At 68.0% G+C, this 26,933-nt stretch carries 23 protein-coding genes; 13 read left to right on the top strand and 10 right to left on the bottom strand.

What is annotated here, in order from left to right:
- The first annotated feature begins 156 nt into the window (after positions 1-156).
- From ACIBU0_RS06255 to ACIBU0_RS06270, 4 genes are all read left to right on the top strand, one after another.
- The gene (locus tag ACIBU0_RS06255) at positions 157-840 is read left to right on the top strand and encodes a PadR family transcriptional regulator (RefSeq protein ID WP_398812417.1); all 684 of its coding nucleotides are present in this window, start codon (positions 157-159) and stop codon (positions 838-840) included.
- A 43-nt stretch (positions 841-883) separates the two neighbouring features.
- Positions 884-1,966 (top strand): inositol-3-phosphate synthase, encoded by a 1,083-nt coding sequence (locus tag ACIBU0_RS06260; protein ID WP_398812420.1) that lies wholly within the window; start codon positions 884-886, stop codon positions 1,964-1,966.
- Between the two features lie 158 nt (positions 1,967-2,124).
- Complete coding sequence (locus ACIBU0_RS06265) at positions 2,125-3,402, top strand: MFS transporter (RefSeq protein WP_398812423.1); 1,278 nt, start codon at positions 2,125-2,127, stop codon at positions 3,400-3,402.
- 110 nt (positions 3,403-3,512) lie between these two features.
- Positions 3,513-3,992: a hypothetical protein gene (locus ACIBU0_RS06270; protein ID WP_398812426.1), complete on the top strand. Its 480-nt coding sequence runs from the start codon at positions 3,513-3,515 to the stop codon at positions 3,990-3,992.
- A gap of 92 nt (positions 3,993-4,084) precedes the next feature.
- On the opposite strand, the gene ACIBU0_RS06275 is transcribed toward ACIBU0_RS06270, so the two are convergent.
- Positions 4,085-5,527, bottom strand: coding sequence for a CCA tRNA nucleotidyltransferase (locus ACIBU0_RS06275; RefSeq protein WP_398812429.1), 1,443 nt, complete (start codon positions 5,525-5,527; stop codon positions 4,085-4,087).
- 269 nt (positions 5,528-5,796) lie between these two features.
- Here ACIBU0_RS06275 and ACIBU0_RS06280 point away from each other — a divergent pair, with 269 nt between their 5' ends.
- The 7 genes from ACIBU0_RS06280 to trxA all read left to right on the top strand — a co-directional run bounded on the left by ACIBU0_RS06280 (position 5,797) and on the right by trxA (position 15,547).
- Positions 5,797-8,247, top strand: coding sequence for a DUF6049 family protein (locus tag ACIBU0_RS06280; RefSeq protein WP_398812432.1), 2,451 nt, complete (start codon positions 5,797-5,799; stop codon positions 8,245-8,247).
- A 45-nt stretch (positions 8,248-8,292) separates the two neighbouring features.
- Positions 8,293-10,533, top strand: a complete 2,241-nt coding sequence (murJ, locus tag ACIBU0_RS06285) for a murein biosynthesis integral membrane protein MurJ (RefSeq protein ID WP_398812435.1) — start codon at positions 8,293-8,295, stop codon at positions 10,531-10,533.
- A 137-nt stretch (positions 10,534-10,670) separates the two neighbouring features.
- On the top strand, positions 10,671-12,371 hold the full coding sequence (locus ACIBU0_RS06290; protein ID WP_398812438.1) for a protein kinase family protein: 1,701 nt from the start codon (positions 10,671-10,673) through the stop codon (positions 12,369-12,371).
- Between the two features lie 21 nt (positions 12,372-12,392).
- Positions 12,393-13,118 (top strand): RNA polymerase sigma factor SigM, encoded by a 726-nt coding sequence (sigM, locus tag ACIBU0_RS06295; RefSeq protein ID WP_398812441.1) that lies wholly within the window; start codon positions 12,393-12,395, stop codon positions 13,116-13,118.
- Positions 13,115-14,035, top strand: a complete 921-nt coding sequence (locus ACIBU0_RS06300; protein WP_398812444.1) for an anti-sigma factor family protein — start codon at positions 13,115-13,117, stop codon at positions 14,033-14,035. Before sigM ends, ACIBU0_RS06300 begins: the two co-directional genes overlap by 4 nt.
- A gap of 169 nt (positions 14,036-14,204) precedes the next feature.
- Positions 14,205-15,173 carry a thioredoxin-disulfide reductase gene (gene trxB / locus ACIBU0_RS06305; protein WP_398812447.1) on the top strand — a complete coding sequence of 323 codons (969 nt, stop codon included), beginning with the start codon at positions 14,205-14,207 and terminating at the stop codon, positions 15,171-15,173.
- 41 nt (positions 15,174-15,214) lie between these two features.
- Positions 15,215-15,547: a thioredoxin gene (gene trxA / locus ACIBU0_RS06310; RefSeq protein WP_031484651.1), complete on the top strand. Its 333-nt coding sequence runs from the start codon at positions 15,215-15,217 to the stop codon at positions 15,545-15,547.
- 69 nt (positions 15,548-15,616) lie between these two features.
- On the opposite strand, the gene ACIBU0_RS06315 is transcribed toward trxA, so the two are convergent.
- The 9 genes from ACIBU0_RS06315 to rpmH all read right to left on the bottom strand — a co-directional run bounded on the left by ACIBU0_RS06315 (position 15,617) and on the right by rpmH (position 22,555).
- The gene (locus ACIBU0_RS06315; protein WP_398812450.1) at positions 15,617-16,234 is read right to left on the bottom strand and encodes a GNAT family N-acetyltransferase; all 618 of its coding nucleotides are present in this window, start codon (positions 16,232-16,234) and stop codon (positions 15,617-15,619) included.
- Between the two features lie 321 nt (positions 16,235-16,555).
- On the bottom strand, positions 16,556-17,653 hold the full coding sequence (locus ACIBU0_RS06320; protein ID WP_398812453.1) for a ParB/RepB/Spo0J family partition protein: 1,098 nt from the start codon (positions 17,651-17,653) through the stop codon (positions 16,556-16,558).
- Positions 17,650-18,723 (bottom strand): ParA family protein, encoded by a 1,074-nt coding sequence (locus ACIBU0_RS06325; protein ID WP_398813973.1) that lies wholly within the window; start codon positions 18,721-18,723, stop codon positions 17,650-17,652. The genes ACIBU0_RS06320 and ACIBU0_RS06325 overlap by 4 nt, the downstream gene beginning before the upstream one ends.
- A 298-nt stretch (positions 18,724-19,021) precedes the next feature.
- The gene (rsmG, locus tag ACIBU0_RS06330; RefSeq protein ID WP_398812455.1) at positions 19,022-19,738 is read right to left on the bottom strand and encodes a 16S rRNA (guanine(527)-N(7))-methyltransferase RsmG; all 717 of its coding nucleotides are present in this window, start codon (positions 19,736-19,738) and stop codon (positions 19,022-19,024) included.
- 127 nt (positions 19,739-19,865) lie between these two features.
- Complete coding sequence (locus tag ACIBU0_RS06335; protein ID WP_398812457.1) at positions 19,866-20,378, bottom strand: protein jag; 513 nt, start codon at positions 20,376-20,378, stop codon at positions 19,866-19,868.
- 15 nt (positions 20,379-20,393) lie between these two features.
- Positions 20,394-21,671 carry a membrane protein insertase YidC gene (gene yidC, locus ACIBU0_RS06340; protein ID WP_398812460.1) on the bottom strand — a complete coding sequence of 426 codons (1,278 nt, stop codon included), beginning with the start codon at positions 21,669-21,671 and terminating at the stop codon, positions 20,394-20,396.
- Between the two features lie 3 nt (positions 21,672-21,674).
- Positions 21,675-22,028 carry a membrane protein insertion efficiency factor YidD gene (yidD, locus tag ACIBU0_RS06345; RefSeq protein WP_398812463.1) on the bottom strand — a complete coding sequence of 118 codons (354 nt, stop codon included), beginning with the start codon at positions 22,026-22,028 and terminating at the stop codon, positions 21,675-21,677.
- Positions 22,025-22,396, bottom strand: a complete 372-nt coding sequence (gene rnpA, locus ACIBU0_RS06350; RefSeq protein WP_007492554.1) for a ribonuclease P protein component — start codon at positions 22,394-22,396, stop codon at positions 22,025-22,027. The genes yidD and rnpA overlap by 4 nt, the downstream gene beginning before the upstream one ends.
- 21 nt (positions 22,397-22,417) lie before the next feature.
- Complete coding sequence (gene rpmH, locus ACIBU0_RS06355) at positions 22,418-22,555, bottom strand: 50S ribosomal protein L34 (RefSeq protein ID WP_003956500.1); 138 nt, start codon at positions 22,553-22,555, stop codon at positions 22,418-22,420.
- A 387-nt stretch (positions 22,556-22,942) separates the two neighbouring features.
- Between rpmH and dnaA the strand changes: the two genes are divergently transcribed.
- Together dnaA and dnaN are read left to right on the top strand one after the other, a co-directional pair.
- The gene (dnaA, locus tag ACIBU0_RS06360) at positions 22,943-24,841 is read left to right on the top strand and encodes a chromosomal replication initiator protein DnaA (protein ID WP_398812466.1); all 1,899 of its coding nucleotides are present in this window, start codon (positions 22,943-22,945) and stop codon (positions 24,839-24,841) included.
- A 904-nt stretch (positions 24,842-25,745) separates the two neighbouring features.
- Entirely contained in the window at positions 25,746-26,876 is a 1,131-nt protein-coding gene (dnaN, locus tag ACIBU0_RS06365) for a DNA polymerase III subunit beta (RefSeq protein WP_398812470.1), read from the top strand.
- The last annotated feature ends 57 nt before the right edge of the window (positions 26,877-26,933 follow it).

Consider the following 26,933-nt stretch of genomic DNA (forward strand, 5'->3'; position numbering starts at 1 on the left):
CCCCAAATCAGGCAACTCGCTCCACATGAATCGTTGATGTGATCCCGTTCACCATTCCCCCACTTGTCGCGCCCGGAAGGCCGTTCTATCGTCGTGATGTATCGAGTCGATACATCAGCGCGAGATATGACCGAGATACGACGAGGAGGCGAGGGGATGAGCCGGCGTTCCGGGATCCTTGAGTTCGCCGTACTCGGACTGCTCCGCGAGTCCCCGATGCACGGCTATGAGCTGCGCAAACGACTCAATACATCGCTGGGCGTGTTCCGTGCCTTCAGCTACGGCACGCTCTATCCCTGCCTCAAGACGCTGGTCGCCAACGGCTGGTTGATCGAGGAACCGGGGAACACCGCCGAGGACGCGCTCGCCGCCCCCCTCGCCGGGCGCCGCGCGAAGATCGTGTACCGATTGACCGCGGAAGGTAAGGAACACTTCGAGGAACTGCTCTCGCAGACGGGGCCCGACGCGTACGAGGACGAGCACTTCGCTGCCCGATTTGCTTTCTTCGGCCGCACGCCACAGGACGTACGCATGCGCGTGCTGGAGGGTCGCCGCAGCCGGCTGGAGGAGCGTCTGGAAAAGATGCGCGCCTCCCTGGCCCGCACGCGGGAGCGCCTCGACGACTACACGCTTGAGCTCCAGCGCCACGGGATGGAGTCCGTGGAGCGCGAAGTGCGCTGGCTGAACGAGCTCATCGAGAGCGAGCGGGCCGGGCGGGACCTGAAGGGGTCCGCCTCCGGGGAGCCCGACTCGCGGGACACCACATCTGGAGCGCCGGGCGGCCTGCCCCGGCCGGGGAACGACCCCCGGCCGGATACGCCCGACGACACCGCCACGTGAGGTCCATTCAGGGCCTCACTCGTACACACAGGGAGCAACCGGAATGGGTTCGGTTCGCGTAGCCGTCGTCGGCGTGGGCAACTGCGCCGCGTCACTGGTTCAGGGAGTCGAGTACTACAAGGACGCCGACCCGGCGTCCAAGGTCCCCGGCCTGATGCACGTGCAGTTCGGCGACTACCACGTCCGCGACGTCGAGTTCGTCGCCGCCTTCGACGTCGACGCGAAGAAGGTGGGCCTCGACCTCGCGGACGCCATCGGCGCCAGCGAGAACAACACCATCAAGATCTGCGACGTGCCGCGCACCGGCGTGACCGTCCAGCGCGGCCACACCCTCGACGGCCTCGGCAAGTACTACCGCGAGACCATCGAGGAGTCCGCCGAGGCCCCGGTCGACGTCGTCCAGGTCCTGAAGGACAAGCAGGTCGACGTCCTCGTCTGCTACCTGCCCGTGGGCTCCGAGGACGCGGCGAAGTTCTACGCCCAGTGCGCCATCGACGCCAAGGTCGCCTTCGTCAACGCCCTGCCGGTCTTCATCGCCGGTACGAAGGAGTGGGCGGACAAGTTCACCGAGGCCGGCGTGCCGATCGTCGGTGACGACATCAAGTCCCAGGTCGGCGCCACCATCACGCACCGCGTCATGGCCAAGCTGTTCGAGGACCGCGGTGTCATCCTGGACCGCACCATGCAGCTGAACGTCGGCGGCAACATGGACTTCAAGAACATGCTCGAGCGCGACCGCCTCGAGTCGAAGAAGATCTCCAAGACGCAGGCCGTCACCTCCCAGATCCCCGACCGGGAGCTCGGCGAGAAGAACGTCCACATCGGCCCGTCCGACTACGTCGCCTGGCTCGACGACCGCAAGTGGGCCTACGTCCGCCTCGAGGGCCGCGCCTTCGGTGACGTCCCGCTGAACCTGGAGTACAAGCTCGAGGTCTGGGACTCGCCGAACTCCGCCGGCGTCATCATCGACGCCCTGCGCGCCGCGAAGATCGCCAAGGACCGCGGCATCGGCGGCCCGATCCTGTCGGCGTCCTCGTACTTCATGAAGTCCCCGCCGGTCCAGTACTTCGACGACCAGGCCCGCGAGAACGTCGAGAAGTTCATCAAGGGGGAGGTCGAGCGCTAGCTCGACACAGCATGGCGCGCTAGCTCGACACAGCATGGCGCGCTAGCTCGACACCACTCTGCGCGCTGCGGCTCGCTCAGAATCGCTCCTGCCAGAGCTGCCGAGGGTCCCCGGGTTGTACCGCCCGGGGACCCTCCCCGTATGTGAGGCTGTGCCCCATGTCCGTCGTACGCGACCTGCGGGTCCTGCTGCGCTTCCGGGACTTCCGGCGCCTGCTCGCCGTACGCCTGCTCTCGCAGGGCGCCGACGGCGTCTACCAGACAGCGCTCGCCACGTACGTCGTCTTCTCCCCGGAGAAACAGACCTCCGCCGCCGCGATCGCCTCCGCGATGGCGGTACTGCTCCTGCCGTACTCCCTGGTGGGCCCCTTCTCCGGCGTCCTGCTGGACCGCTGGCGCCGCCGCCAGGTCCTCCTGTACGGCAGCCTCCTGCGCACCGTGCTGGCCTCGGTGACGGCCGTCCTGATCCTCACCGAGGTCCCGGACTGGCTCTTCTACGTCTCCGCCCTGTGCGTCACCGCCGTGAACCGCTTCGTCCTGTCCGGCCTGTCCGCCGCACTGCCCCGCGTGGTCGACGAGGAGCGCCTCGTGATCGCCAACTCCCTGTCCCCGACCGCGGGAACCCTCGCCGCGACCGCGGGGGCCGGCCTGGCCTTCGTCGTACGGCTGGCGGTCTGGGACTCCGATGCCGCCGTGGTGCTCCTGGGCGCCGCCCTGTACCTGTGCGCGGGACTGGCGTCACTGCGCATGTCCCGGGAACTGCTGGGCCCTGACCGTGCGTTGGTGCGGCCACGCCTCACGGCGGCCCTCTCCGGCACCGCGCGCGACCTGATGGCAGGGGTACGGCACCTCGCCACTCCGTCGCGCCGGGAGGCCGCCTGGGCGCTGTTCACGATGACCCTGATGCGCTTCTGCTACGGCGCCCTGCTGGTCACGCTGCTGATGCTCTGCCGCTACGCCTTATCCTCGAACACCGATGACGGGCTCGCCCTGCTGGGGCTCGCGTTGGCCATCTCTGCTGCAGGATTCTTCGCCGCGGCCGTGGTAACGCCGTGGGCAGCGGGGCGACTTGGCCCGGGCCGCTGGATCATGGTGTGTGCGGCGGCCGCGGCGGTCCTGGTCCCCGCGCTCGGCCTCCCCTTCGCCACAACTCCCATGCTGGCGGCGGCATTCGTCCTGGGGCTGACGACGCAGGGGGCGAAGATCGCGACGGACACGATCGTGCAGACCTCTGTCGAGGACGGCTTTCGTGGCCGGACCTTCTCCGTCTACGACGTGCTGTTCAACGTCGCGTTCGTCGGAGCCGCCGGAGTGGCCGCACTGATACTGCCGCCTGACGGCCGCTCAGCATCGCTCGTGGTCACGGTCGCCGTTATCTACGCGGCAGTTGCGGCGGCTATGGCCCGCTTTGAGTACCGGCCAGTGTCACATCAATGACACAGAGCCACTCCTGACCGCGGAGTTGTCAGTGGGGGCCGGTAACTTACGTCCGTCTTACATCGCGCATTGTTCGCGATCACGCACCCATGTTTCCAGGGGGGACCCCAATGACAACTCCGCCGCCCCAGGGCAATCCATTCGCCCAGGGCCAGAACCCGTACGGCCAGGGCCAGCCGCCGCAGGGCGGGTACCCGCAGCAGCCGGGCCAGCCCGGGTTCCCCCAGCAGGGAGCGCCGTATGCGCCGGTTCCGCCGGCGCAGCCCGCACGCAAGTGGACCTTTAAGAAGATCAAGAACATCGTCGTGGCGGTAGTCGTTGTCTGTGTGGCCATCGGCGGCTTCATAGCCAGCCGGGATGACGCCAACACGGCAAAGGTCGGCGACTGCATGAGCATCGGCAACCCCGACAGCATCACCGACCCGGACCTTGAAGTCGTGGACTGCGGCGACTCAAAGGCCGCGTACAAGGTCGCCGAGAAGAAGGACGGCACTACCGCCGGCTGCGACCGCAACAAGTACTCCGAGTACACGCAGAGCGGCGATGGAGACTCCTTCACTCTGTGCCTTGAGGAGTACTCGTCCAAGTAAGCCTCACGCCGAGGGGCGATGTTTCACGTGAAACATCGCCCCTCGGCGCATCCGTGGACATGTTTCACGTGAAACAGCCCGCACGTCTCGACTCAGCCTTGCTCGGCCCACCATTCCTTGAGCGCCGCCACCGCCGCATCCTGCTCCATCGGCCCGTTCTCCAGCCGAAGCTCCAGCATGTGCTTGTACGCGCGGCCGATGACCGGCCCAGGACCGACACCGAGGATCTCCATGATCTGGTTGCCGTCGAGGTCGGGGCGGATGGCGTCGAGTTCCTCCTGCTCCTGGAGCTGGGAGATCCGCTCCTCCAGGCCGTCGTACGCACGGGACAGCGCCGCCGCCTTGCGCTTGTTCCGCGTGGTGCAGTCCGAGCGGGTCAGCTTGTGGAGGCGGTCCAGGAGCGGGCCGGCGTCACGGACGTAGCGGCGGACAGCGGAGTCCGTCCATTCCCCAGTGCCGTATCCGTGAAAGCGCAGGTGGAGTTCGACCAGACGTGAGACGTCCTTCACCAGCTCGTTGGAGTACTTGAGCGCGGTCATACGCTTCTTCGTCATCTTCGCGCCGACCACCTCGTGGTGGTGGAACGACACCCGGCCGTCCTTCTCGAAACGGCGGGTCCGCGGCTTGCCGATGTCGTGCAGCAGCGCGGCCAGCCGGAGGGTCAGATCGGGTCCGTTCTCCTCCAGCGCCATCGCCTGCTCCAGGACGATCAGCGTGTGCTCGTAGACGTCCTTGTGCCGGTGGTGCTCATCGCTCTCCAGCCGCAGGGCCGGCAGCTCGGGCAGGACATGTCCGGCGAGCCCGGTGTCGACCAGCAGCGTCAGCCCCTTGCGCGGGTGGGCGGAGAGGACCAGCTTGTTCAGCTCGTCCCGCACCCGCTCCGCCGAGACGATCTCGATACGCCCGGCCATCTCCTTCATGGCCGCAACGACCTCGGGAGCCACCTCGAAGTCGAGCTGCGCCGCGAAGCGCGCCGCCCGCATCATGCGCAGCGGGTCGTCCGAGAAGGAGTCCTCCGGCGTACCCGGGGTCCGGAGCACGCGCGCCGCGAGGTCCTCCAGCCCGCCATGGGGATCGATGAACTCCTTCTCCGGCAGCGCGACGGCCATCGCGTTCACCGTGAAGTCCCGGCGGACGAGGTCCTCCTCGATGGAGTCGCCATACGACACCTCGGGCTTGCGGGAGGTCCGGTCGTAGGCCTCCGACCGGTAGGTCGTCACCTCGATCTGGTAGCCGGCCTTCTGCGCCCCCACCGTGCCGAAGGCGATTCCGACCTCCCACACCGCGTCGGCCCACGGACGCACGATCTTCAGTACGTCCTCGGGGCGGGCGTCGGTCGTGAAGTCCAGATCGTTGCCGAGCCGTCCGAGCAGCGCGTCCCGGACCGATCCGCCGACCAGGGCGAGTGAGAACCCGGCCTCCTGGAAGCGGCGGGCGAGGTCGTCGGCGACAGGCGCGACCCGCAGCAGTTCACTCACCGCACGGTGCTGCACCTGGCTCAGGACACTGGGCTTGTCTTCGTTGGCGTTCGGCACAACAGAAGAGGGTACGTGGCCCCGGCGGCCGCGAGCGCCTCCATTAAACGGGCACACTTCTCGCACGGACACCTCTGTCCATACGGGCACAAGGACTGCCCTTGAGGCGCAAGGAAACGCTCCTCTTTATACCCATGCATACGGGACAGACCGACGGCGCGGCCCGATCTTGTGGAGCACTCCGCGGCACTTCCCCTCAGCGCGCATCGTTACCATGCGTGGACGCACATTCCGACGACCACTGACGACGACGAGGGACGGGCGAGCGCGTGGCCGAGGCGGCAGACTTCCAGGGGACGAGTCCCTCACCTGCCCGCCGATGGCTGCGGCGGGCCGGAGCGCTGTTCGCCGGAGCCCCTCTGCTGGCCGGCCTGCTTCAGCTGCCCGCCGCGGCTCCGGCGCACTCCGCCGGGCAGGACTCCCTGAAGGCCTCATCCGGCGGGGGCACGGTGGCCGTCGCCGTGGACTCGCTCACTCCGTCCGTCCCCGGTGACGGCGACACGCTGACCGTGTCCGGCACGGTGACCAACAACGGCAAGCAGGCGGTCACGGACGCACAGGTGGACCTGCGCCTGGGCCCCGCCCTGAACACGCGCTCCGAGATCGACTCGGTCACCCAGCGCACCTCCTACCAGCAGGGCCTGGACGGAGCCCCGGTGGGCGGAAAGTACGTCAAGGCGTTCTCCAAGCTCACTCCGGGCGTCGCCCAGCGCTTCAGCATCTCCGTGCCGGTCGACAAGCTGGACCTCGGCAGGGCAGGGGTCTACCAGTTCGCGGTCTCCCTGTCCGGCGAGACATCCGCACAGCAGTGGGACCAGGTGCTGGGCATCCAGCGGACGTTCCTGCCGTGGCAGCCCGACGACGCCGACACGAAGACGCGGACGACCGTTCTGTGGCCGCTCGTGTCCGCCTCGCACATGACGGCACAGACGGGATCGGACGAGACGCAGACGCCGGTCTTCCATGACGACGACCTGGCGAAGGAGATCTCACCGGGCGGCCGTCTGCAGCAGCTCGTGTCGCTGGGCAAGGAACTCGACGTCACCTGGGTGATCGACCCCGACCTGCTGTCCTCAGTCGACGCGATGACCGAGCCCTACCGCGTCCAGGGCGAGGGCGACAGGACCACGGCGGGCACCCATCAGGCGGTCGCAAGCCAGTGGCTCGCCGAGCTGCAGGAGGCGGTCCAGGACAAGGAGGTCGTCGCCCTGCCCTTCGGCGACCCCGACCTGGCCTCGCTGGCCCACAACGGCACGAACGTCACCGGCTCGCTCAGCCACCTCAAGGAAGCGACCGACGTCGCCGCCGACACGGTCGACTCGATCCTCCACGTGGAGCCGACCACCGACTTCGCCTGGCCCGTGAACGGCGCCGTCGACCCGTCCATCGTCAAGGTCGCCACCTCCGCCGGCGCCGACAAGGTGATCGCCCGCAGCGACAGCCTGGTGGAGACGGGCGGCCTGCCCTACACGCCCTCCGCGGCCCGCCCCATCGGCGGCGGCACATCGGCGGTCGTCACGGACGCACGGATGTCGACGGTGTTCCAGGGCAACCTGACCAGGGCGTCGAGCTCGACACTCGCCGTGCAGAGGTTCCTGGCCCAGAGCCTGGCCCTCAACCTCCAGACGGACAAGCAGCGCAGCATCGTCGTCGCCCCACAGCGGATGCCGACGGCGAGCCAGGCCCAGGCGATCGCCGAGGCGGTGACAGCGCTGCAGGACAGCACGTGGTCCGAGACTCAGGAGCTCACGGCCGCCGCGACGGCCAAGCCCGACGCAGGAGCCACCACCAAGGTGCCGGCGGCGTCCAGGTACCCCTCCTCACTGCGCAAGCAGGAGCTTCCGCGGGCGGCCTTCGAGCAGATCGCGACCACGCAGGACAAGCTCGACAAGTTCAGGGTGATCCTCAGCAACGAGGACCGCGTGGTGACCCCCTTCGGGCGGGCCATGAACCGCGAGATGTCCATGTCCTGGCGCGGCCGCTCCGCGGAGGCCGCCGACTACCGCAACGCCGTGGAGTCGTACATCGACTCCCTGGCCGGTCAGGTCACGCTGATCGACAAATCGGATACCAAGCTCTCCGGGCGCAGCGCCACGATCCCCGTGACCGTGCAGAACAACCTCGTGCAGGGTGTCGAGCACCTGGTCCTCCGGCTCACTTCGACGAGCCCGAGGCGACTCGAGATCGGCGGTGAGGACTTCTTCGAACAGCGCGTCACCGTCTCCGGCGGGCACAGCCAGACGGTGAAGTTCCCCACGTCCGCTCAGGCCAACGGCCAGGCCGAGGTGATCGCCCAGCTGTACACGGAGGACGGCCGGAAGTACGGCGCCCCCGTCAGGTTCAACGTGAAGGTCACCGAGTTCACGGCCACTGTGATGCTGGTCATCGGCGGCGGATTCCTGCTCCTCGTCCTCGCCGGCTTCCGGATGTACACGCAGCGCAAGCGCGCGGCGGCCCGTGACACCGAGGAAGACGGTCCCCAGGAGGCGGCCGAAGCCGACGGCGGACCGGAGAACGCCGATGACGGGCCGGAGAACGCCGATGACGGACCAGAGAACTCGAACGGCTCCCAGGAGCGTCTCACCCCCGAGGATGTCCTCACGGAGGAGTCCGTCACCGGAACCCGGGAAGACGCCCCGGAGCAGCCGAGTGACCCAACACCGGACACCCCAGCGGAAAACGCCGACCCGTCCGGCACGGGTGAGAGAGTGGACCGTTGAGCGATGTCGTGGCCGGTGGGCCCGGGACGATGAGGTGGGGTAACCATGAACGCGCCGTACGACGGTGACCGCGGCCAGGCCGCGGGCAGCTCGGGGCACCCCGAGGGCCCGCCGCCCGAGCCCGGCCAGGTGCCGCCGCAGCAGCCCGCGGACATGTACCTCCAGGACACCTACGCCCAGGACCCCTACCGGGCCCAGGACCTCTCCGCCCAGGACCCGGTCGCGGAGGCGCTGTACGACCGTGCCGCCCACCCGCCGCCCCCGCCGGGCACGTACCAGCCGCAACAGCAGCTGTACGCCCAGCCGCCCCAGTCGCCGTACGCCCCTGACCCGAACGTGTGGGCCCAGACCCCGGCTCCCGAGCCGGAGGCCCCGAACCAGTACCTGCCGTACGGCGACGACCCCCGCACCACCCAGTACATGGGCGTCGACGACCTCGTCTCGCACTCGGCCGGAGATCAACAGGAGCACGACGCCTTCGCTCACCTCTTCCGCGACCAGCAGCAGGGCGGCCATCCGCAGTACCAGCCACCGACCGTTCCGGGGCCTTCCCCGGCACCGGCCGAAGGCGGGCACCCCGCGCCGACGCCACCCCCGGCGGACGAGACCCCAGCCGCGACGCCCGCTCCTGCCCCGGCGCCTCCCGCGAAGAAGGGCGGGCGGGCCGGCGGTCTGCTGAAGTCGAGCGCGGTGATGGCAGCGGGCACGATGGTCTCCCGCCTCACCGGGTTCGTCCGGTCCGCAATGATCGTGTCAGCACTCGGCCTGGGCCTGCTGGGTGAGTCCTTCCAGGTGGCGTACCAGCTGCCGACGATGATCTACATCCTGACCGTCGGCGGCGGCCTCAACTCCGTGTTCGTCCCTCAGCTGGTCCGCGCCATGAAGGAGGACGAAGACGGCGGTGAGGCGTACGCCAACCGGCTGCTGACCCTCGTCATGGTGATCCTCGGTATCCTCACCGCGGTCGTCATGTTCGCCGCCCCGCTCCTGGTCCGGGCGCTGTCGACTCCTCTGGCCAACAACCCCGCGGCCAACGAGACCGCCGTCACCTTCACTCGGTACTTCCTGCCCTCGATCTTCTTCATGGGCATCCACGTGGTGATGGGACAGATCCTCAACGCCCGCGGCCGCTTCGGCGCGATGATGTGGACGCCGGTCCTGAACAACATCGTCATCATCGTGACCCTCGGCGCGTTCCTCTGGGTGTACGGCACCGCCGAGCACTCCGGCATGAAGGTCACGAGCATTCCACCCGAGGGCGTTCGGCTGCTCGGCGTCGGCGTCCTGCTCGGCCTCGTCGTCCAGGCTCTCGCAATGATCCCGTATCTGCGCGAGACCGGCTTCAAGCTGCGGCTCCGTTTCGACTGGAGGGGTCACGGTCTCGGCAAGGCCGCGATGCTCGCCAAGTGGACGATCCTGTTCGTCCTCGCCAACCAGGCGGGCGCCCTCGTCGTCACCCAGCTCGCCACCGCGGCCATCACGGACTCCGGTGTACCCGGGACCGGATTCAGCGCCTACGCCAACGCCCAGCTCATCTGGGGTCTCCCGCAGGCCATCATCACCGTCTCGCTGATGGCCGCCCTGTTGCCCCGTATCTCGCGTTCGGCCGCCGAGGACGACACCGGCGCCGTACGCGACGACATCTCCCAAGGCCTGCGCACGACAGCAGTCGCGATCGTGCCGCTCGCCTTCGGCTTCCTGGCGCTCGGCATCCCGATGTGCACGTTGATGTTCGGCTCTTCGGGCACGAGCGAAGCCACCAACATGGGCTACATGCTGATGGCCTTCGGCCTCGGCCTGATCCCCTACTCGGTGCAGTACGTCGTGCTGCGCGCCTTCTACGCGTACGAGGACACCCGTACCCCCTTCTACAACACGGTCATCGTGGCGGCCGGCAACGCCGCCGCCTCCGCCGTCTGCTACTTCGTGCTCCCGGCCCGCTGGGCCGTGGTCGGCATGGCCGCCTCGTACGGCCTGGCCTACGCGATCGGCGTCGGCGTCGCCTGGAACCGGCTGCGCAAGAGGCTCGGTGGCGACCTGGACGGCGCCCGGGTGATGCGAACGTACGCAAGACTCTGCATCGCCTCGGTACCCGCGGCGCTGCTGAGCGGCGCGGCCTGCTACGGGATCGCCCATGCCCTCGGTCAGGGCGTCCTCGGCTCCTTCGCCGCTCTGCTGGGCGGCGGAGCCGTGCTGCTCGGGGTCTTCTTCGTCGCCGCCCGCAGGATGCGCATCGAGGAGCTGAACTCACTGGTCGGCATGGTCCGCGGGCGCCTGGGTCGCTGAGGCGGGGGTACGCGCACAACCATCGTCCGCCACCGTGTGTCGTGCATAGCGGCGGACTGTGGGCACAATTGGTTTCGGCGTCGGACGGCGCGCACGCAGCCGGACGGCGCGCAACGGATGGGGAGGCAGGAACGACGGTGGCGGAACGGAGCACGGCTGCCGTCGACGTGGCAGACAACAGCGGCGACGAGCCGCTGACCGCACAAGCGGACCAGTCCACGGCCGACGGGGTGGCCAAGAATCGGGAGCGGGACACGGACACCGACGAGGCACAGGGGAGTGGCGGGACCGAGGGTCCCGGAAAGGCCTCACCACCCGAACTGCACAGCGGTCACAAACTCGCCAGACGCTACCGCCTCGAGGAGTGCGTCACCCGTCTGGACGGTTTCAGCAGCTGGCGTGCGGTCGACGAGAAACTCCGTCGCGCCGTCGGCGTGCACATTCTGCCCGCGGACCACACACGGGCCCGTTCCGTTCTCGCCGCGGCCCGCTCCTCCGCGCTGCTCGGCGACCCCCGCTTCGTCCAGGTCCTCGACGCCGTCGAGGAGAACGACCTGGTCTACGTCGTCCATGAGTGGCTCCCCGACGCCACCGAGCTGACCACGCTCCTCGCCTCCGGCCCGCTGGAGGCGTACGAGACCTACCAGATGGTCACCCAGGTGTCCGCCGCCATGGCGGCCGCCCACCGCGAGGGCCTGGCCCATCTCCGTCTCAACCCGAACGCCGTACTGCGCACCTCCTCCGGGCAGTGGCGCATCCGCGGCCTCGCGGTGAACGCCGCGCTGCGCGGCATCAGCTCCGACACCCCGCAGCGCACGGACACGGAGGCCATCGGCGCCCTGCTGTACGCCGCGCTCACCCAGCGCTGGCCTTACGAGAGCGACGCCTACGGTCTGTCCGGGCTGCCCAAGGACGTCGGTCTGATCGCTCCCGACCAGGTGCGTGCGGGCGTTCACCGCGGCTTGTCCGAGCTCGCCATGCGCGCGCTGGCCAACGACGGTGCGACCGCCTCCCGGCACGAGTCCGCGTGCACGACGCCGGAGGAACTGGTGAAGGCGATCGGCGAGATGCCCCGCATCCGCCCGCCGGAGCCCGCGTTCACCGCGCCGCCGGAGTACCAGCGCACGACGTACCAGCAGGGCACCTACGGCCGCCAGACGCCGCACCCTGGCGCCACCCAGCCGGTACCGACCCCGCCGCCCCCGCTGCAGAGCCGCACCGGCAGGGCCCTGAAGTGGGCCGTCTCGGCCCTCCTGATCGCCGCTCTGGGCCTGGGGAGCTGGCAGCTGGCGGATGCGCTCATGGATCAGGGCGGCAAGTCCGACGACACCAACCAGACGCAGACGACGGACGGCGACAACGACAAGAGCCCGGAGAAGCCGGTCAGCAAGCCGATCGCCATCGAAGGTGCCCGTGACTTCGACCCGTTGGGCTCTGACGGCTCCGAGAACCCGGAAACCATAGACAAGATCTATGACACGGCGTCGGGCACGTACTGGCAGACGAGCTTCTACACAAGCTCCGACTTCGGGCGGTTGAAGTCGGGCGTCGGAGTCATCCTCGATCTCGGCAAGGTCCAGCAGGTCGGAAAGGTGACCGTCACCTTCGTGGGCCACACCTCCGTCGAACTCCGGGCCGCCTCGGGCGACACCGGCACGGAGCCGACGTCTCTCGACAGCTACACAAAGGCAGCCGAAGGTTCCGGCGAGAGTGTGACGCTCAAGCCGGGCAAGTCCCTGAAGGCCCGCTATCTTCTGATCTGGCTGACCGATCTGCCCAAGCAGGTCGACGACGGCAAATTCCGCGGCAGGGTCGTGGATGTCAAGGTGACCAGCTGAGAGTGAGGGGGAGGGGGTCCGATGGCAGATGGCAACACATACCGTGACACGAGCGATCAGGACCTTCTCTCCCGCCACGTAGAAGGCGACCCCGACGCCTTCGGTGAGCTAGTACGGCGGCACCGTGACCGGCTGTGGGCCGTGGCGCTGCGGACGCTCGGCGACCGCGAGGAAGCCGCTGACGCCGTCCAGGACGCTCTCGTATCCGCCTACCGTGCCGCCCACACCTTCCGGGGCCAGTCGGCCGTCACGACCTGGCTGCACCGGATCACGGTGAACGCCTGCCTGGACCGCGCCCGCAAGGCGGCCTCCCGGAAGACCTCCCCGGTCGACGACACCGAGCGGCTCGAGCAGTTGCTGGAGCCGCACGAGTCCGCCTCGGCGCCCGCAGAGCGCAATGATCTGCACCGCCAGCTCCTGGAGGCGCTCGGCACACTGCCGCCCGACCAAAAGGCCGCGCTCGTCCTGGTGGACATGCAGGGGTACCCCGTCGCCGAAGCGGCCCGCATCCTCGATGTGCCGACCGGCACGGTCAAGAGCCGATGCGCACGCGGCAGAGCCAGACTTCTCCCTCTCCTCACGCATCTCCGGCCGGAAAGCACCGGAGACAGCAAGGACGCCGGCGAGAGGCGGAACCGGACGCAGGGGACATCCGTCCCACCGGCAGCGGGTCCGCACTCCACGGATCCACGCGATACCGGGCCAAGTGATTCAGCTGCAGTGAAGGGCGGAGGTGGGCGAGCGTGAGTTCCACGACAGACACGGCCGGGCACCCGGACGTCGCCGAGATCTCCGACCTCACCGAGGGCCTTCTCCCCCCGTCCAGGACCGCCGATGTACGGCGGCATCTGGACGAATGCGAGCTGTGCGCGGACGTCCACGCATCGCTGGAGGAGATCCGGGGACTGCTCGGCACACTGCCCGGCCCGGCGCGCATGCCCGCCGACGTCGCAGGACGCATCGACGCCGCCCTCGCCGCAGAGGCTCTGCTCAGCGCCACGACGCCGGATAACGACGAAAGGCCGACCCTCGCCGGCGCCCGTTCGGTCTCCGACGCGGACGACAGCGCGCATGTTTCACGTGAAACAGCGGCAGCGGCTGGCCGGCCGGCGGGACATGCCCGCTCCTCGACCACCGGCCCCGGCCGCAAGGACCGCAAGAAGGCCGGGCGACGCAAGGTCGCCATCCTGGGCGCCGCTTTCACGGCCGCCGCCCTGGGGCTCGGTTCCGTGCTGCTGACGTCGCTGATGGGTGGCACGGGGGCAGGTCCTTCGGCCGACGGAGAGCACACCACCACCGACACCTTCTCCGCAGCGAAGCTGGAGAAGCAGGTCCATGATCTCCTCGTCAAGAACGAGAGCTCGTCGGGCGGCTCCCGCACACCTGACCGCAGCATGGGCATCAAGGGCGGCCCTGACACGAAGAGCGCTCAGCCCCTCCGCGACACGGTGCCCGATTGCATCCGGAAGGGCATGGGCCGCAGCGATGCCGCCCTCGCAGCTGAGGAAGGCATCTACAAGGGCAGGGACACACTGCTCGTCGTGCTGCCCGATGCCTCCGACGCCAGCCGAATCACCGCCTACCTCATGGACGCGACGTGCGTGAAAAACCCGTCGCCCACCCCGGCCAAGGTCCTGCTGAAGGATTCCTACCCGCGTTCCTGAGAAGCCGGCGGTTCATCTTCGTCAGCGCGGCAACCCCTACGGTGTGGCGTCACCGTGTGCCCGGACACAGTGGGAATGCGCGCCCCTTAGGATCCGTTGGGTGGGGTGAGAGTTCTGAAAGGGGCTCCCACCGGTCCGACGACGCAGTCCAGAGACGAGGAATCAAGCCGTGAGCGACGTCCGTAACGTGATCATCATCGGCTCCGGGCCCGCCGGCTACACGGCGGCGCTCTACACCGCGCGCGCGTCGCTGAAGCCGCTGGTGTTCGAGGGCGCCGTCACCGCCGGTGGCGCGCTGATGAACACCACCGAGGTCGAGAACTTCCCCGGCTTCCAGGACGGCATCATGGGCCCCGAACTCATGGACAACATGCGCGCCCAGGCTGAGCGTTTCGGAGCCGAGCTCGTCCCGGACGACATCGTCAACGTCGACCTGACCGGTGAGATCAAGACCGTCACGGACACCGCGGGCACGGTCCACCGTGCGAAGGCCGTCATCGTCGCCACCGGCTCCCAGCACCGCAAGCTCGGCCTGCCGAACGAGGATGCGCTCTCCGGCCGCGGTGTCTCCTGGTGCGCCACCTGTGACGGCTTCTTCTTCAAGGACCAGGACATCGCCGTGATCGGCGGCGGCGACACCGCGATGGAGGAGGCCACCTTCCTCTCCCGCTTCGCCAAGTCCGTGACGATCGTGCACCGCCGCGACACCCTGCGCGCCTCGAAGGCGATGCAGGACCGCGCCTTCGCCGACCCGAAGATCAAGTTCGTCTGGGACAGCGAGGTCGCCGAGGTCCAGGGCGATCAGAAGCTCTCCGGCCTGAAGCTGCGCAACGTCAAGACCGGCGAGCTCTCGGACCTCGCGGTCACCGGCCTGTTCATCGCGATCGGCCACGACCCGCGCACCGAGCTGTTCAAGGGCCAGTTGGAGCTGGACGAGGAGGGCTACCTCAAGGTCGATGCCCCCTCCACCCGCACCAACCTGACTGGTGTCTTCGGCGCCGGCGACGTGGTCGACCACACCTACCGCCAGGCGATCACCGCGGCCGGCACCGGTTGTTCCGCTGCCCTCGACGCCGAGCGTTTCCTCGCCGCCCTCGCTGACGAGGAGCAGGCCGAGCCCGAGAAGACCTCTGTCTGACCCCCACCCGCCCCACGCAACACACAGTTAAGGAGCCCGCCGTGGCCGGCACCCTGAAGAACGTGACCGACGACTCCTTCGAGCAGGACGTCCTCAAGAGCGACAAGCCCGTACTGGTGGACTTCTGGGCCGCCTGGTGCGGACCGTGCCGCCAGATCGCGCCGTCCCTCGAGGCCATCGCCGCCGAGCACGGTGACAAGATCGAGATCGTCAAGCTCAACATCGACGAGAACCCGGGTACGGCCGCCAAGTACGGCGTCATGTCCATCCCGACGCTGAACGTCTACCACAACGGCGAGGTCGCCAAGACGATCGTCGGCGCGAAGCCGAAGGCCGCGATTCTTCGCGACCTTGAGGACTTCATCGCCGAGTGATGTTTCACGTGAAACACGAATGGGCCAACCCGATCGGGTTGGCCCATTCGCTTTGAGAGGCAGCTGGCTCTAGAGCGGCCTGAGCGCCGGTTCCTTCTGGACGGCCCCCAACAGCCGGTCGATCGCCATCTCCACGTCCTCCTTCCAGGACAGCGTCGTCCGCAGCTCCAACCGCAAGCGCGGAAAAGTCGGGTGCGGGCGAACCGTCTTGAAGCCCACGGCCAGGAGATGCTCTGCGGGCAGAACACACGCCGGCTCCTTCCAGCGCGCGTCACCGAAGGCCTCGATCGCCTTGAAGCCCCGCCGCAGCAGATCCTTGGCGACCGTCTGAACCATCACCCGGCCCAGTCCCTGGCCCTGGTAGCCCGGCATGATGAACGCGGTCATCAGCTGCACTGCGTCCGATGAGACGGGGCTTGTGGGGAACGCTGTCGCGCGGGGCACATAGGCCGGAGGCGCATAGAGCACGAAGCCCACCGGCACGTCGTCGACGTAGACAACGCGACCGCAGGAGCCCCAGTCCAGCAGGACGGCGGAGATCCAGCCTTCCTTCTCCAGGGCGGATGTCCCTGCCTTTACCGCGGCTTCACCGCTGACCGGGTCCAACTCCCAGAAGACACACGCGCGGCAGCGCTTGGGAAGGTCCTGAAGGTTGTCCAGCGTGAGCGGTACGAGCCGACGCCCCATGAAGGCTGATCCTCGCTTCCTTCGCCCGCAGCGTCGCGAGCGGCTGTCAGGGCGCTGCGTTCCCTGAGCAGGCTGCCGACGAATCCGCCGACCGCGCCCAGCCCAAGGCCCGCGCTCACCAGTCCGGTGCGGCTCACCGTTCGCATGGACCCCGCCTCCCCTAAGAGGTCTGCCAGGTGGATGCGCCATACCCGAACGCATCGTATCCACGATGTGATTCCATCGATACCGCCAGAAAGCAAAGAGCGGGCCGTGTTCCGGACACACCGGACACGGCCCGCATGCGTAGGCCGGAAAAGCACGCTCCCGGCCTACGCAACCTCAGCTCTCGTCTTCCTCCGCGTCATCGTCCAGAAGGCTCTTCTGGAGAGCCAGCCTCTCGCCGGGAGCGAGAGTGCTGAGGATCCGCTCAAGGTCCTCCGGAGAGGCGAACTCGACGGTGATCTTGCCCTTCTTCTGGCCCAGCTCGACCTTCACCCGCGTCTCGAAGCGGTCCGAGAGCCGGGTCGCGAGGTCGGACAGCGCCGGGGAGGGCACAGAGCCGGCCCGCGGCCCGCGGGAACGCTGGGTCTTCTGCGGGCGCGACCCCATCAGGGTCACGATCTCCTCAACGGACCGGACCGACAGCCCCTCGGCCACCACCCGGTACGCCAGCCGCTCCTGCTCCTCCGGATCCTCCACAGAGAGAAGCGCCCGCGCGTGGCCGGCAGACAGGACCCCGGCTGCCACCCGGTTCTGAACCTTGGGCGAGAGCTTCAGCAGACGCAGGGTGTTGGAGACCTGCGGCCGTGAACGGCCGATGCGATCCGCCAACTGATCGTGCGTGCAGTTGAAGTCCTTCAGCAGCTGATCGTAGGCAGCGGCCTCTTCGATCGGGTTCAGCTGAGCCCGGTGCAGGTTCTCCAGGAGCGCGTCCAGGAGGAGCTTCTCGTCATCCGTGGCCCGCACGATCGCCGGGATGGCGTCGAGTCCGGCCTCACGGCAGGCCCGCCAGCGACGCTCACCCATGATGAGCTCATAGCGGGACGGACTGATCTGCCGTACCACGACGGGCTGGAGGAGACCGACCTCCTTGATGGAAGTGACGAGCTCCTGCAGCGCATCCTCGTCGAAGACCTCACGTGGCTGACGCGGGTTCGGCGTGATGGCGTCAAGGGGGATCTCGGCGAAGTGCGCGCCGATCGGAGGGGCGGGGACCTCCACGCCTCCGCTCGGCGACAGGTCCTCGGTTTCACGTGAAACAGGCGGCAGGGTAGCGACCTTCGCCGCAGCCACCCCTCGGTCGCTCAGCAGCGGCACAGCCGCCGACGACGAGGAAGCAGCGCTCCCTGCCCCAGGTGGAGCCACCGTCGTCTCTGTCGCCGCTGCAGGGATCAGTGCGCCGAGACCACGGCCCAAACCCCTCCGTCGCTCGCTCACTGGATCCCCTCCACCATGCTCGGGTTGCTCTGGGCGCCGATGTGGGCATGCGTCGGGTCGTAACTGACGCCGACACCCTTCAGCGCGATTTCTCGTGCCGCCTCAAGATAGGACAGGGCACCACTCGAACCCGGATCGTACGTCAGCACCGTCTGTCCATAGCTCGGCGCCTCGGAGATACGGACTGAACGCGGAATGCTCGTCCGCAGCACCTCGTTGCCGAAGTGGCTGCGTACCTCGTCCGCCACCTGGGACGCAAGCCGCGTTCGGCCGTCGTACATGGTGAGCAGGATCGTCGATACATGCAGGCCGGGGTTGAGGTGCCCCCGCACCAGATCGACATTGCGCAGCAGCTGGCCGAGGCCCTCCAGTGCGTAGTACTCGCACTGGATCGGGATCAGAACCTCCTGCCCGGCCACCAGGGCGTTGACCGTCAGCAGACCGAGCGAGGGCGGGCAGTCGATGAGGATGTAGTCCAGCGGCTGCTCGTAGGCCTGGATCGCCCGCTGCAGCCGGCTCTCACGTGCCACCAGGGACACCAGCTCGATCTCCGCACCGGCGAGATCGATCGTGGCCGGGGCGCAGAAGAGACCCTCGACATCGGGGACCGGCTGGACGACTTCTGCGAGCGGCTTGCTCTCGACCAACACGTCGTAGATGGATGGGACTTCGGCGTGATGGTCGATCCCCAGGGCAGTGGACGCGTTGCCCTGCGGGTCGAGGTCGATGACCAGCACGCGGCCGCCATGCAAGGCGAGCGACGCGGCAAGATTGACTGTCGTCGTCGTCTTGCCCACGCCCCCCTTCTGGTTGGCGACCACGATGACGCGGGTCTGCTCGGGCCGCGGCAGGCCCTCGCCGGCGCGGCCCAGAGCCTCCACCGCCAGTTGGGCAGCACGACCGATGGGAGTGTCGTCCATCGGGGGCGGTGTTTCACGTGAAACATCCTCCCCCATCGACTCGGTACGGGGACCGGGGACCGGATCGGTCATCGGTCCCGCGATGTTGGCGTTGGACCGCAAGGATTCACTCTCCTCGACTTCAGGCTCGCAATGAACAGAGCCTCCCATGTCTTCGGGGTCGTGAACCAGTGAGGCCTGTTGTTCTGTGGAGAAATCCACCTCTGTGGAAAACTCCGTACCCCTCAAGGGGGACGCAGTGTCGTCAGAAGAACCCTCTCCGAGGGAGCCGAGAGGCTTTCGGTCGCGCGGTTCGGCCGCAGCGCGGCCGCGACTGATGATGCCGTGCAGCAGTGAGCGACGTTTCACGTGAAACACGATGCACAGCAGCCGTGGCCGAACTGCCGCGACACTCCGACCTACATGGGTTTGGCAGCTTGTGTGGAGTACGTCTCGTCGTCAGGACGGATCAGCGACGACGGCGTGCTCGTCCTGTCCGGGCCGCCTTGGCTCGCTTCGCCGCGAAGCGCACACCGCCCGGGCTCTCTCCGACCTCGACGCGCACGACGGTGGACATCGGATCCACGACCCCCTCCCCTACATGGAGGATCGACGTCTCGACCGCGCCCAGCTTGCTCAGAGCCGCAGACGCGCTCTTCAGCTCCTCCTCGGCGGTGTCGCCCTTGAGCGCGAGCATCTCGCCGTAAGGACGCAGCAGCGGGATGCCCCAGGTGGCCAACCGGTCCAACGGCGCCACCGCACGCGCGGTCACGACATGCACCGGCTGCAGCTTCCCCATGACCTCTTCGGCACGACCCCGGACGACCGTCACATGATCCAGCCCCAGCAGCTCCACAACCTCCGACAGGAAGTTCGTACGCCGGAGCAGGGGCTCCAAGAGCGTGATCTTCAGATCCTCCCGGACCAGCGCCAGGGGAATGCCCGGCAGCCCAGCGCCCGAGCCGACGTCGCACACCGTCACGCCCTCGGGAACGACCTCGGAGAGCACCGCACAGTTCAGCAGATGCCGCTCCCACAGGCGGGGCACCTCACGCGGACCGATCAGGCCACGCTGCACACCCGCCTCTGCGAGTAGTTCGGCGTAGCGGACCGCATCAGCGAAGCGATCGCCGAACACTTCACGTGCCTGCTCAGGCGCAGGGGGAAGCTCCGCTGCCTCCGTCACGGGGGGACCGTCCTTCCGTACCGCGTCGGCGCACCGGGCGCCGACACCAGAACCACCAGAACTATCAGGCTGACAAAGTTCGGCCCCGTCTGCGGGCAGACGGGGCCGGGAGAAACGTACGGACCGATCAGGCGGGAAGCACAACGACGAACCGCTGCGGCTCCTCGCCCTCGGACTCGCTGCGCAGACCCGCGGCCTTGACCGCGTCGTGCACGACCTTGCGCTCGAACGGCGTCATCGGCTTCAGCTTCACGGGCTCGCCAGAGCTCTTCACCTCGGCGGCGGCCTTGGCGCCCAGCTCGCTGAGCTCGGCGCGCTTCTTGGCCCGGTAGCCCGCGATGTCGAGCATCAGGCGGCTGCGGTCCCCGGTCTCCCGGTGCACGGCCAGGCGCGTGAGCTCCTGCAGCGCCTCCAGCACCTCGCCGTCGCGCCCGACCAGCTTCTGCAGGTCTCGGCTGCCCGTGTCGCTGATGATCGAGACAGCGGCGCGGTCGGCCTCGACGTCCATGTCGATGTCGCCGTCGAGATCGGCGATGTCGAGCAGACCCTCGAGGTAGTCCGCCGCGATCTCGCCCTCCTGCTCCAGGCGGGTCAGGGTGTCTGCACCCTCGACAGCGGCGGAGGTGGTGCCTTCCGTCACGGGATGGGCTCCTTCTTACTTCTTGGACGGGGACTTGGGGCGCTGCGGGCCGCCCTTGCGCTGCCCGGACTGTGCCTTGCTGCGGGTTCCGCCGCCGGGCTTCGAGGCGGCCTTCTTAGCAGCGGCGGGCTTGGCGTCCTCAGGCTCGTCGGACTTGCTCAGCGACGTCTTCGGCTCGGGTTCGCCTGCCGCCTTCGCACCGGACTGACGCTGGGCCTTCGTCTGCCGCTTGGGCTGCTGACGCTTCGGGGCGCCACCGCCGGCTACCGGCATACCGTCCTCGGTCTCGACGGCGACAGCACCCTCGCTCTTCACCACGGTGCCGTCCGCCTGGGCCGCGAGGCCCGCCTTGCTCAGGCCGTTGATGAACTTGCGCTCGTACTCGTTGCGGTCGCGGCCCTTGGCGACGATCGCCTTGATGATGGTCCGCTCACTGCGCCTGCGGGTCTTGCCGTGGTGCGTGACGTGCTTGGTCAGGCGCTCCAGGTACGCGGCCTGTGCCTTGGAACCCGGGGTCGGGTTGTTGTGGATGACGTACATCTGCTGGCCCATGGTCCACACGTTGGTGGTCAGCCAGTAGACGAGGACACCGACCGGGAAGTTGATACCGAAGACGGCGAACATGATCGGGAAGATGTACATCAGCATCTTCTGCTGCTGCATGAACGGCGTCTTCACCGTGGTGTCGACGTTCTTCGTCATGAGCTGGCGCTGCGTGTAGAACTGCGACGCCGACATCAGGACGATCATGACCGCAGTGACGATGCGGACGTTGGTCAGCGAGGCATCCAGCGCGGCGACGTCAGCAGAGCTGTCGGTGAACTTCGCGGCCAGCGGGGCCCCGAAGATGTGCGCCTTCTGCGCGCTCGCCAGCAGGCTCTGGTTGATGACACCGACGGTGTCGTTGTTCGCGATGCCGTTGAGCACGTGGTACAGGGCGAAGAAGAACGGCGACTGCGCCAGGATGGGAAGGCACGAGGAGAGCGGGTTGGTGCCCGTCTCCTTGTACAGCTTCATCATCTCTTCGGACTGACGCTGCTTGTCGTTCTTGTAGCGCTCCTGGATCTTCTTCATCTCGGGCTGGAGCGTCTGCATGGCCCGGGTCGCCTTGATCTGCTTCACAAAGAGCGGGATCAGGCAGATACGGATCAGAATCACCAGGGACACGATGGACAGGCCCCAGGCCCACCCGGTGTCGGGGCCGAAGATGGCGCCGTACACCTTGTGGAACTGGACGATGACCCAGGAGACAGGTGTCGTGATGAAGCTGAAGAGGCTGGCAATCGTGTCCACTAATCATGCTCCTTGGGCATGGGACGGTGTCTCTGCGGCCGGGCTCGAAGCAACATTGTCTTCGGTGGCCGTTTCGGCGGCGGAGGGCCCGCCCTTGCGTGCGCGCCACGCGTTGCGCAGCAACTCGTGCCACCGCGGGCGCTTACGCGGCGGGACATGATCCACACCGCCCAGCGACCACGGGTTGCACCGCAGGATGCGCCAGGCGGTGAGCGCCGTGCCCTTGATCGCACCGTGCCGGTCGATGGCCGTATAGCCGTAGTGGGAGCACGACGGGTAGTACTTGCACACCGGCCCCAGCAGCGGACTGATCGTCCACTGGTACAGCTTGATCAGAGCCAGCAGCGGGTACTTCATCGCGCGCCCCCTCCCAGCAGCCGCTGCAGAGCGGCATCCAGGTCTCGGGCCAGCTGTGCATGGTCGGCGTCACCCGCACCGGGCAACGCTCGTACGACTACCAGGCTACCGGGGGGCAGCCGGTCGACTCGGTCGCGCATCAGATGGCGAAGCCTGCGCTTCACCTTGTTGCGGACGACCGCACCGCCGACAGCCTTGCTCACGACGAAACCCGCACGCGTCGGGGGAGCGCTCTCCCCAGGCGCATGCGGGTCCGTGGCACCGCTACGAAGGTGTACGACGAGATGCTGGCGTCCTGCCCTGCGTCCCCGTCGTACCGCGGTCGCGAAGTCCTCGCGCCGCCTCAGCCGGTTCTCGGTGGGCAGCACGATGTCATGACCTGACCGGGATCAGGCGGACAGACGGGCGCGACCCTTGCTACGGCGGGACGCGAGAATCGCGCGGCCGGCACGGGTGCGCATACGCAGCCGGAAGCCGTGGGTCTTCGCGCGACGACGGTTGTTCGGCTGGAAGGTGCGCTTGCTCACTCGGGGGCTCCAGAAATAAATCGGTAGTGGCGGGGTGCCGTCCTGGCTGTCACCGTGCGCCCACGAGTAGCTCGCAGTTACGCCCGAGTGCACCGCTTCCCGATCACCTGACGTGATCTGTGCCCATCGGAGGCAGGCGGCAGCAGCCATCGACAACTCGACCTGGTTACGGTACGCGCGGCTAAGCCATCCGGTCAAACCAGGGGCGGCTGGGAGACACTATCCACAGCCTGGGGACAACAACTTGAACCGCACCCGCCGCGCTGACTACCGTGACTGAACTCCGATTCGTTCCTTTGTCCCCTTGTTCGTTCGGCTCCACCCGATCCGAACCCCCGACCCGTCCCACCATCACACGTTCGTGGGACCCGTGAGAGAGCGTGCCCTGTGGCTGACGTACCTGCCGATCTTGCCGCAGTGTGGCCACGAGTACTGGAGCAACTCCTCGGTGAGGGCCGCGGGCAGGGTGTCGAGGCGAAGGACGAGCACTGGATCCGCCGCTGCCAGCCGCTCGCGCTGGTCGCCGACACCGCCCTGCTCGCCGTACCGAACGAGTTCGCGAAGGGCGTACTGGAAGGCCGCCTCGCCCCGATCGTCAGCGAGACCCTGAGCCGCGAGTGCGGCCGCCCGATCCGCATCGCGATCACCGTCGACGACTCCGCGGGCGAACCCCCGGCCCCGCCCGCGCCCCCCACACCACCCCAGCCGCGCTACGAGGAACCCGAGCTTCCCTCGTACGAGGGCTACGGCCGCCACCGCGCCGACGACCACCTGCCCGGCCCCTCCGCCGACCCGCTGCCCACCGCCCGCCCGGCCTACCCGAGCGAGTACCAGCGCCCCGAACCCGGTCCCGGCAGCTGGCCGCGCCCGACGCAGGACGACTACAGCTGGCAGCAGCAGCGGCTCGGCTTCCCGGAGCGGGACCCGTACGCATCGCCGTCGCAGGACTCCTACCCACAGGACTCCTACGGCCCGCCCTCCCAGGACTACCGCCCGCAGCCGATGGAGCGGCCGTCCTACGACGGGCACCGCCCCGACTACGACGGACGCCGCTCCGACTACGAACAGCAGCGGCCCGACTACGACCAGCCCCGCGCGGACTACGACCGCGACGGCCGCCGCGACCTGCCCGAACCGCCCCCGGGCTCCGGCCATGTGCACCGCGGCGGACCCGTCGGCGCGAACCTGCCCACCACCGGCGCCCCCGGCCCGCTGGCCGCACAGCCCGCACCCGCGCCCGGCCCCGGTGAGCCCACCGCGCGCCTGAACCCGAAGTACCTCTTCGACACGTTCGTCATCGGCGCCTCCAACCGCTTCGCGCACGCCGCCGCGGTCGCCGTCGCCGAGGCACCGGCGAAGGCGTACAACCCCCTCTTCATCTACGGAGAGTCCGGGCTCGGCAAGACGCACCTGCTGCACGCGATCGGGCACTACGCGCGCAGCCTCTACCCGGGCACACGCGTGCGGTACGTGAGCTCCGAGGAGTTCACCAACGAGTTCATCAACTCCATCCGCGACGGAAAGGGCGACAGCTTCCGCAAGCGCTACCGCGAGATGGACATCCTGCTCGTCGACGACATCCAGTTCCTGGCGGACAAGGAGTCGACGCAGGAGGAGTTCTTCCACACCTTCAACACGCTCCACAACGCGAACAAGCAGATCGTGCTGTCCTCCGACCGGCCGCCCAAGCAGCTGGTGACCCTGGAGGACCGACTGCGGAACCGTTTCGAGTGGGGCCTGATCACCGACGTCCAGCCGCCCGAGCTGGAGACGCGTATCGCGATCCTGCGCAAGAAGGCCGTGCAGGAGCAGCTCAACGCCCCGCCGGAGGTACTGGAGTTCATCGCCTCCCGCATCTCGCGCAACATCCGCGAGCTGGAGGGCGCGCTGATCCGGGTGACGGCGTTCGCGTCGCTCAACCGGCAGCCGGTCGACCTGGGCCTGACGGAGATCGTCCTGAAGGACCTGATCCCCGGCGGAGACGATGCGACACCGGAGATCACCTCGACGGCCATCATGAGCGCCACCGCCGACTACTTCGGCCTCACGGTCGAGGACCTGTGCGGCAGCTCCCGCGGCCGCCAGCTCGTCACGGCACGCCAGATCGCCATGTACCTGTGCCGTGAGCTGACCGATCTGTCGCTGCCGAAGATCGGCGCGCTGTTCGGCGGCCGTGACCACACCACCGTGATGCACGCCGACCGCAAGATCCGCAATCTGATGGCCGAGCGACGCTCCATCTACAACCAGGTCACCGAGCTGACGAACCGCATCAAGAACGGCTGACGGAGCCGGTCCACAGACCGCCGACAAGACCGCCGGCAGGCGGCCGGCGAGCCGTCGTACGACGCCGAGGGCGCCCCCGGAGGAGATTCCGGGGGCGCCCTTCGTCATGTCCAGGTCCCCGGCTGTTCGAATAGCCGCCGGGTTACGGCCACTCTCCACAGATTCGGGGACTTTCTGCCGTCCACACCCTGGGGACCGGGAAGTTGTCCAGAGTGTGTCCACAGGGGCCCGTGCTGAAAGACGATCACACCAGGTCACCCGGGTGTGGATTCGTGGACGAACGATCTCCACAGACTGTGGACAGAGCGGGGATCCACAGGCTGTGCATCAAGTTGTCCACGGGCAACCCACAGGCTGGGGTCGGTTGTCCCCAATGATCGCCCTCTTCTCCACAGCGCTGTCCACTGTTCGGCAACGCGACGCGCCTCCTCACCGCCTTGAGTGAAAGGCGTCACATGAAGTTGCCTGGTTGGGCTGTGGGAAAGGTGGGTAAAGCTGGGGACGGCACTGGGGAGAAGTCGCCGCAGGCTGTGCATGGGGTGTGCAGAACTTTCCGTTCTCCACAGAGATGCCAAGTTGTCCACTGCTTCCGCCCACAGGGCCCGTGGACAAAATCTCCGCTCTGACCTGGGCGAACAGGGTTATCCACGGTTTCCACAGGCCCTACTACTACTCCCGACTAGAGAGAGCCTGGAATCCGTTTCGAAGAGGGGCCTGTGCACAACTCGCTGTCCGGCTGCCTGCTGCCCCTCGTCACGACTTGACCCCGAGAGGCACCTACTGTCAGTGCGGTGCGTCAGACTGGTCCCCGGTGTCCTTCCCGTCACAGGGACCGACGACACCGAGACAGACGACGAAGCCAGGCAGGCCGTAGAAGCGCCGGCAACAGCAGGAGGCGGCAACAGTGAAGATCCGGGTGGAACGCGACGTACTCGCGGAGGCAGTGGCCTGGGCGGCGCGCAGCCTCCCGGCCCGTCCGCCGGCGCCTGTCCTCGCCGGCCTCCTGCTCAAGGCGGACGACGGTCAGCTGAGCCTGTCCAGCTTCGACTACGAGGTCTCCGCACGTGTGAGCGTCGAGGCGGAGGTCGAGGAAGAGGGCACGGTCCTCGTCTCCGGCCGTCTCCTCGCGGACATCTCCCGCGCTCTGCCCAACCGGCCGGTGGAGATTTCCACAGACGGTGTACGGGCGACCGTGGTCTGCGGTTCTTCCCGGTTCACACTCCACACCCTGCCTGTGGAGGAGTACCCGGCGCTCCCCCAGATGCCGAACGCGACCGGCACGGTCCCCGGCGAGGTCTTCGCCTCCGCCGTGCAGCAGGTCGCCATCGCGGCCGGCCGTGACGACACGCTGCCCGTCCTCACCGGCGTACGCATCGAGATCGAGGGCGACACGGTGACGCTGGCGTCCACCGACCGCTACCGCTTCGCGGTCCGCGAGTTCCTGTGGAAGCCGGAGAACCCGGAGGCGTCCGCGGTCGCTCTGGTCCCCGCCAAGACGCTCCTGGACACCGCCAAGGCGCTGACCAGCGGTGACAGCGTCACCCTGGCGCTCTCGGGTTCGGGAGCGGGCGAGGGCCTGATCGGTTTCGAGGGCGCGGGCCGCCGGACGACGACCCGTCTGCTGGAGGGCGACCTCCCGAAGTACCGCACGCTGTTCCCGACGGAGTTCAACTCCGTCGCCGTGATCGAGACCGCCCCCTTCGTGGAGGCCGTCAAGCGTGTGGCCCTGGTCGCCGAGCGCAATACCCCGGTGCGGCTGAGCTTCGAGCAGGGCGTGCTGATCCTGGAGGCCGGCTCCAGTGACGATGCACAGGCTGTGGAGAGGGTGGATGCGCAGCTGGAGGGCGACGACATCTCGATCGCCTTCAACCCGACGTTCCTGCTGGACGGTCTGAGCGCGATCGACTCCCCGGTGGCGCAGCTGTCCTTCACGACGTCCACGAAGCCGGCGCTGCTGAGCGGCAAGCCGGCGGTGGACGCGGAGGCGGACGAGGCCTACAAGTACCTGATCATGCCGGTGCGCCTGAGCGGCTGAGCAGCCGAAGGAGCCGGGAGTTGTCCACAGGCCGTGGAGAAGTTACCCGCGGCCTGT

This window comes from Streptomyces sp. NPDC049627 (genome assembly GCF_044465645.1).
In the GTDB taxonomy this organism is placed as follows: domain Bacteria; phylum Actinomycetota; class Actinomycetes; order Streptomycetales; family Streptomycetaceae; genus Streptomyces.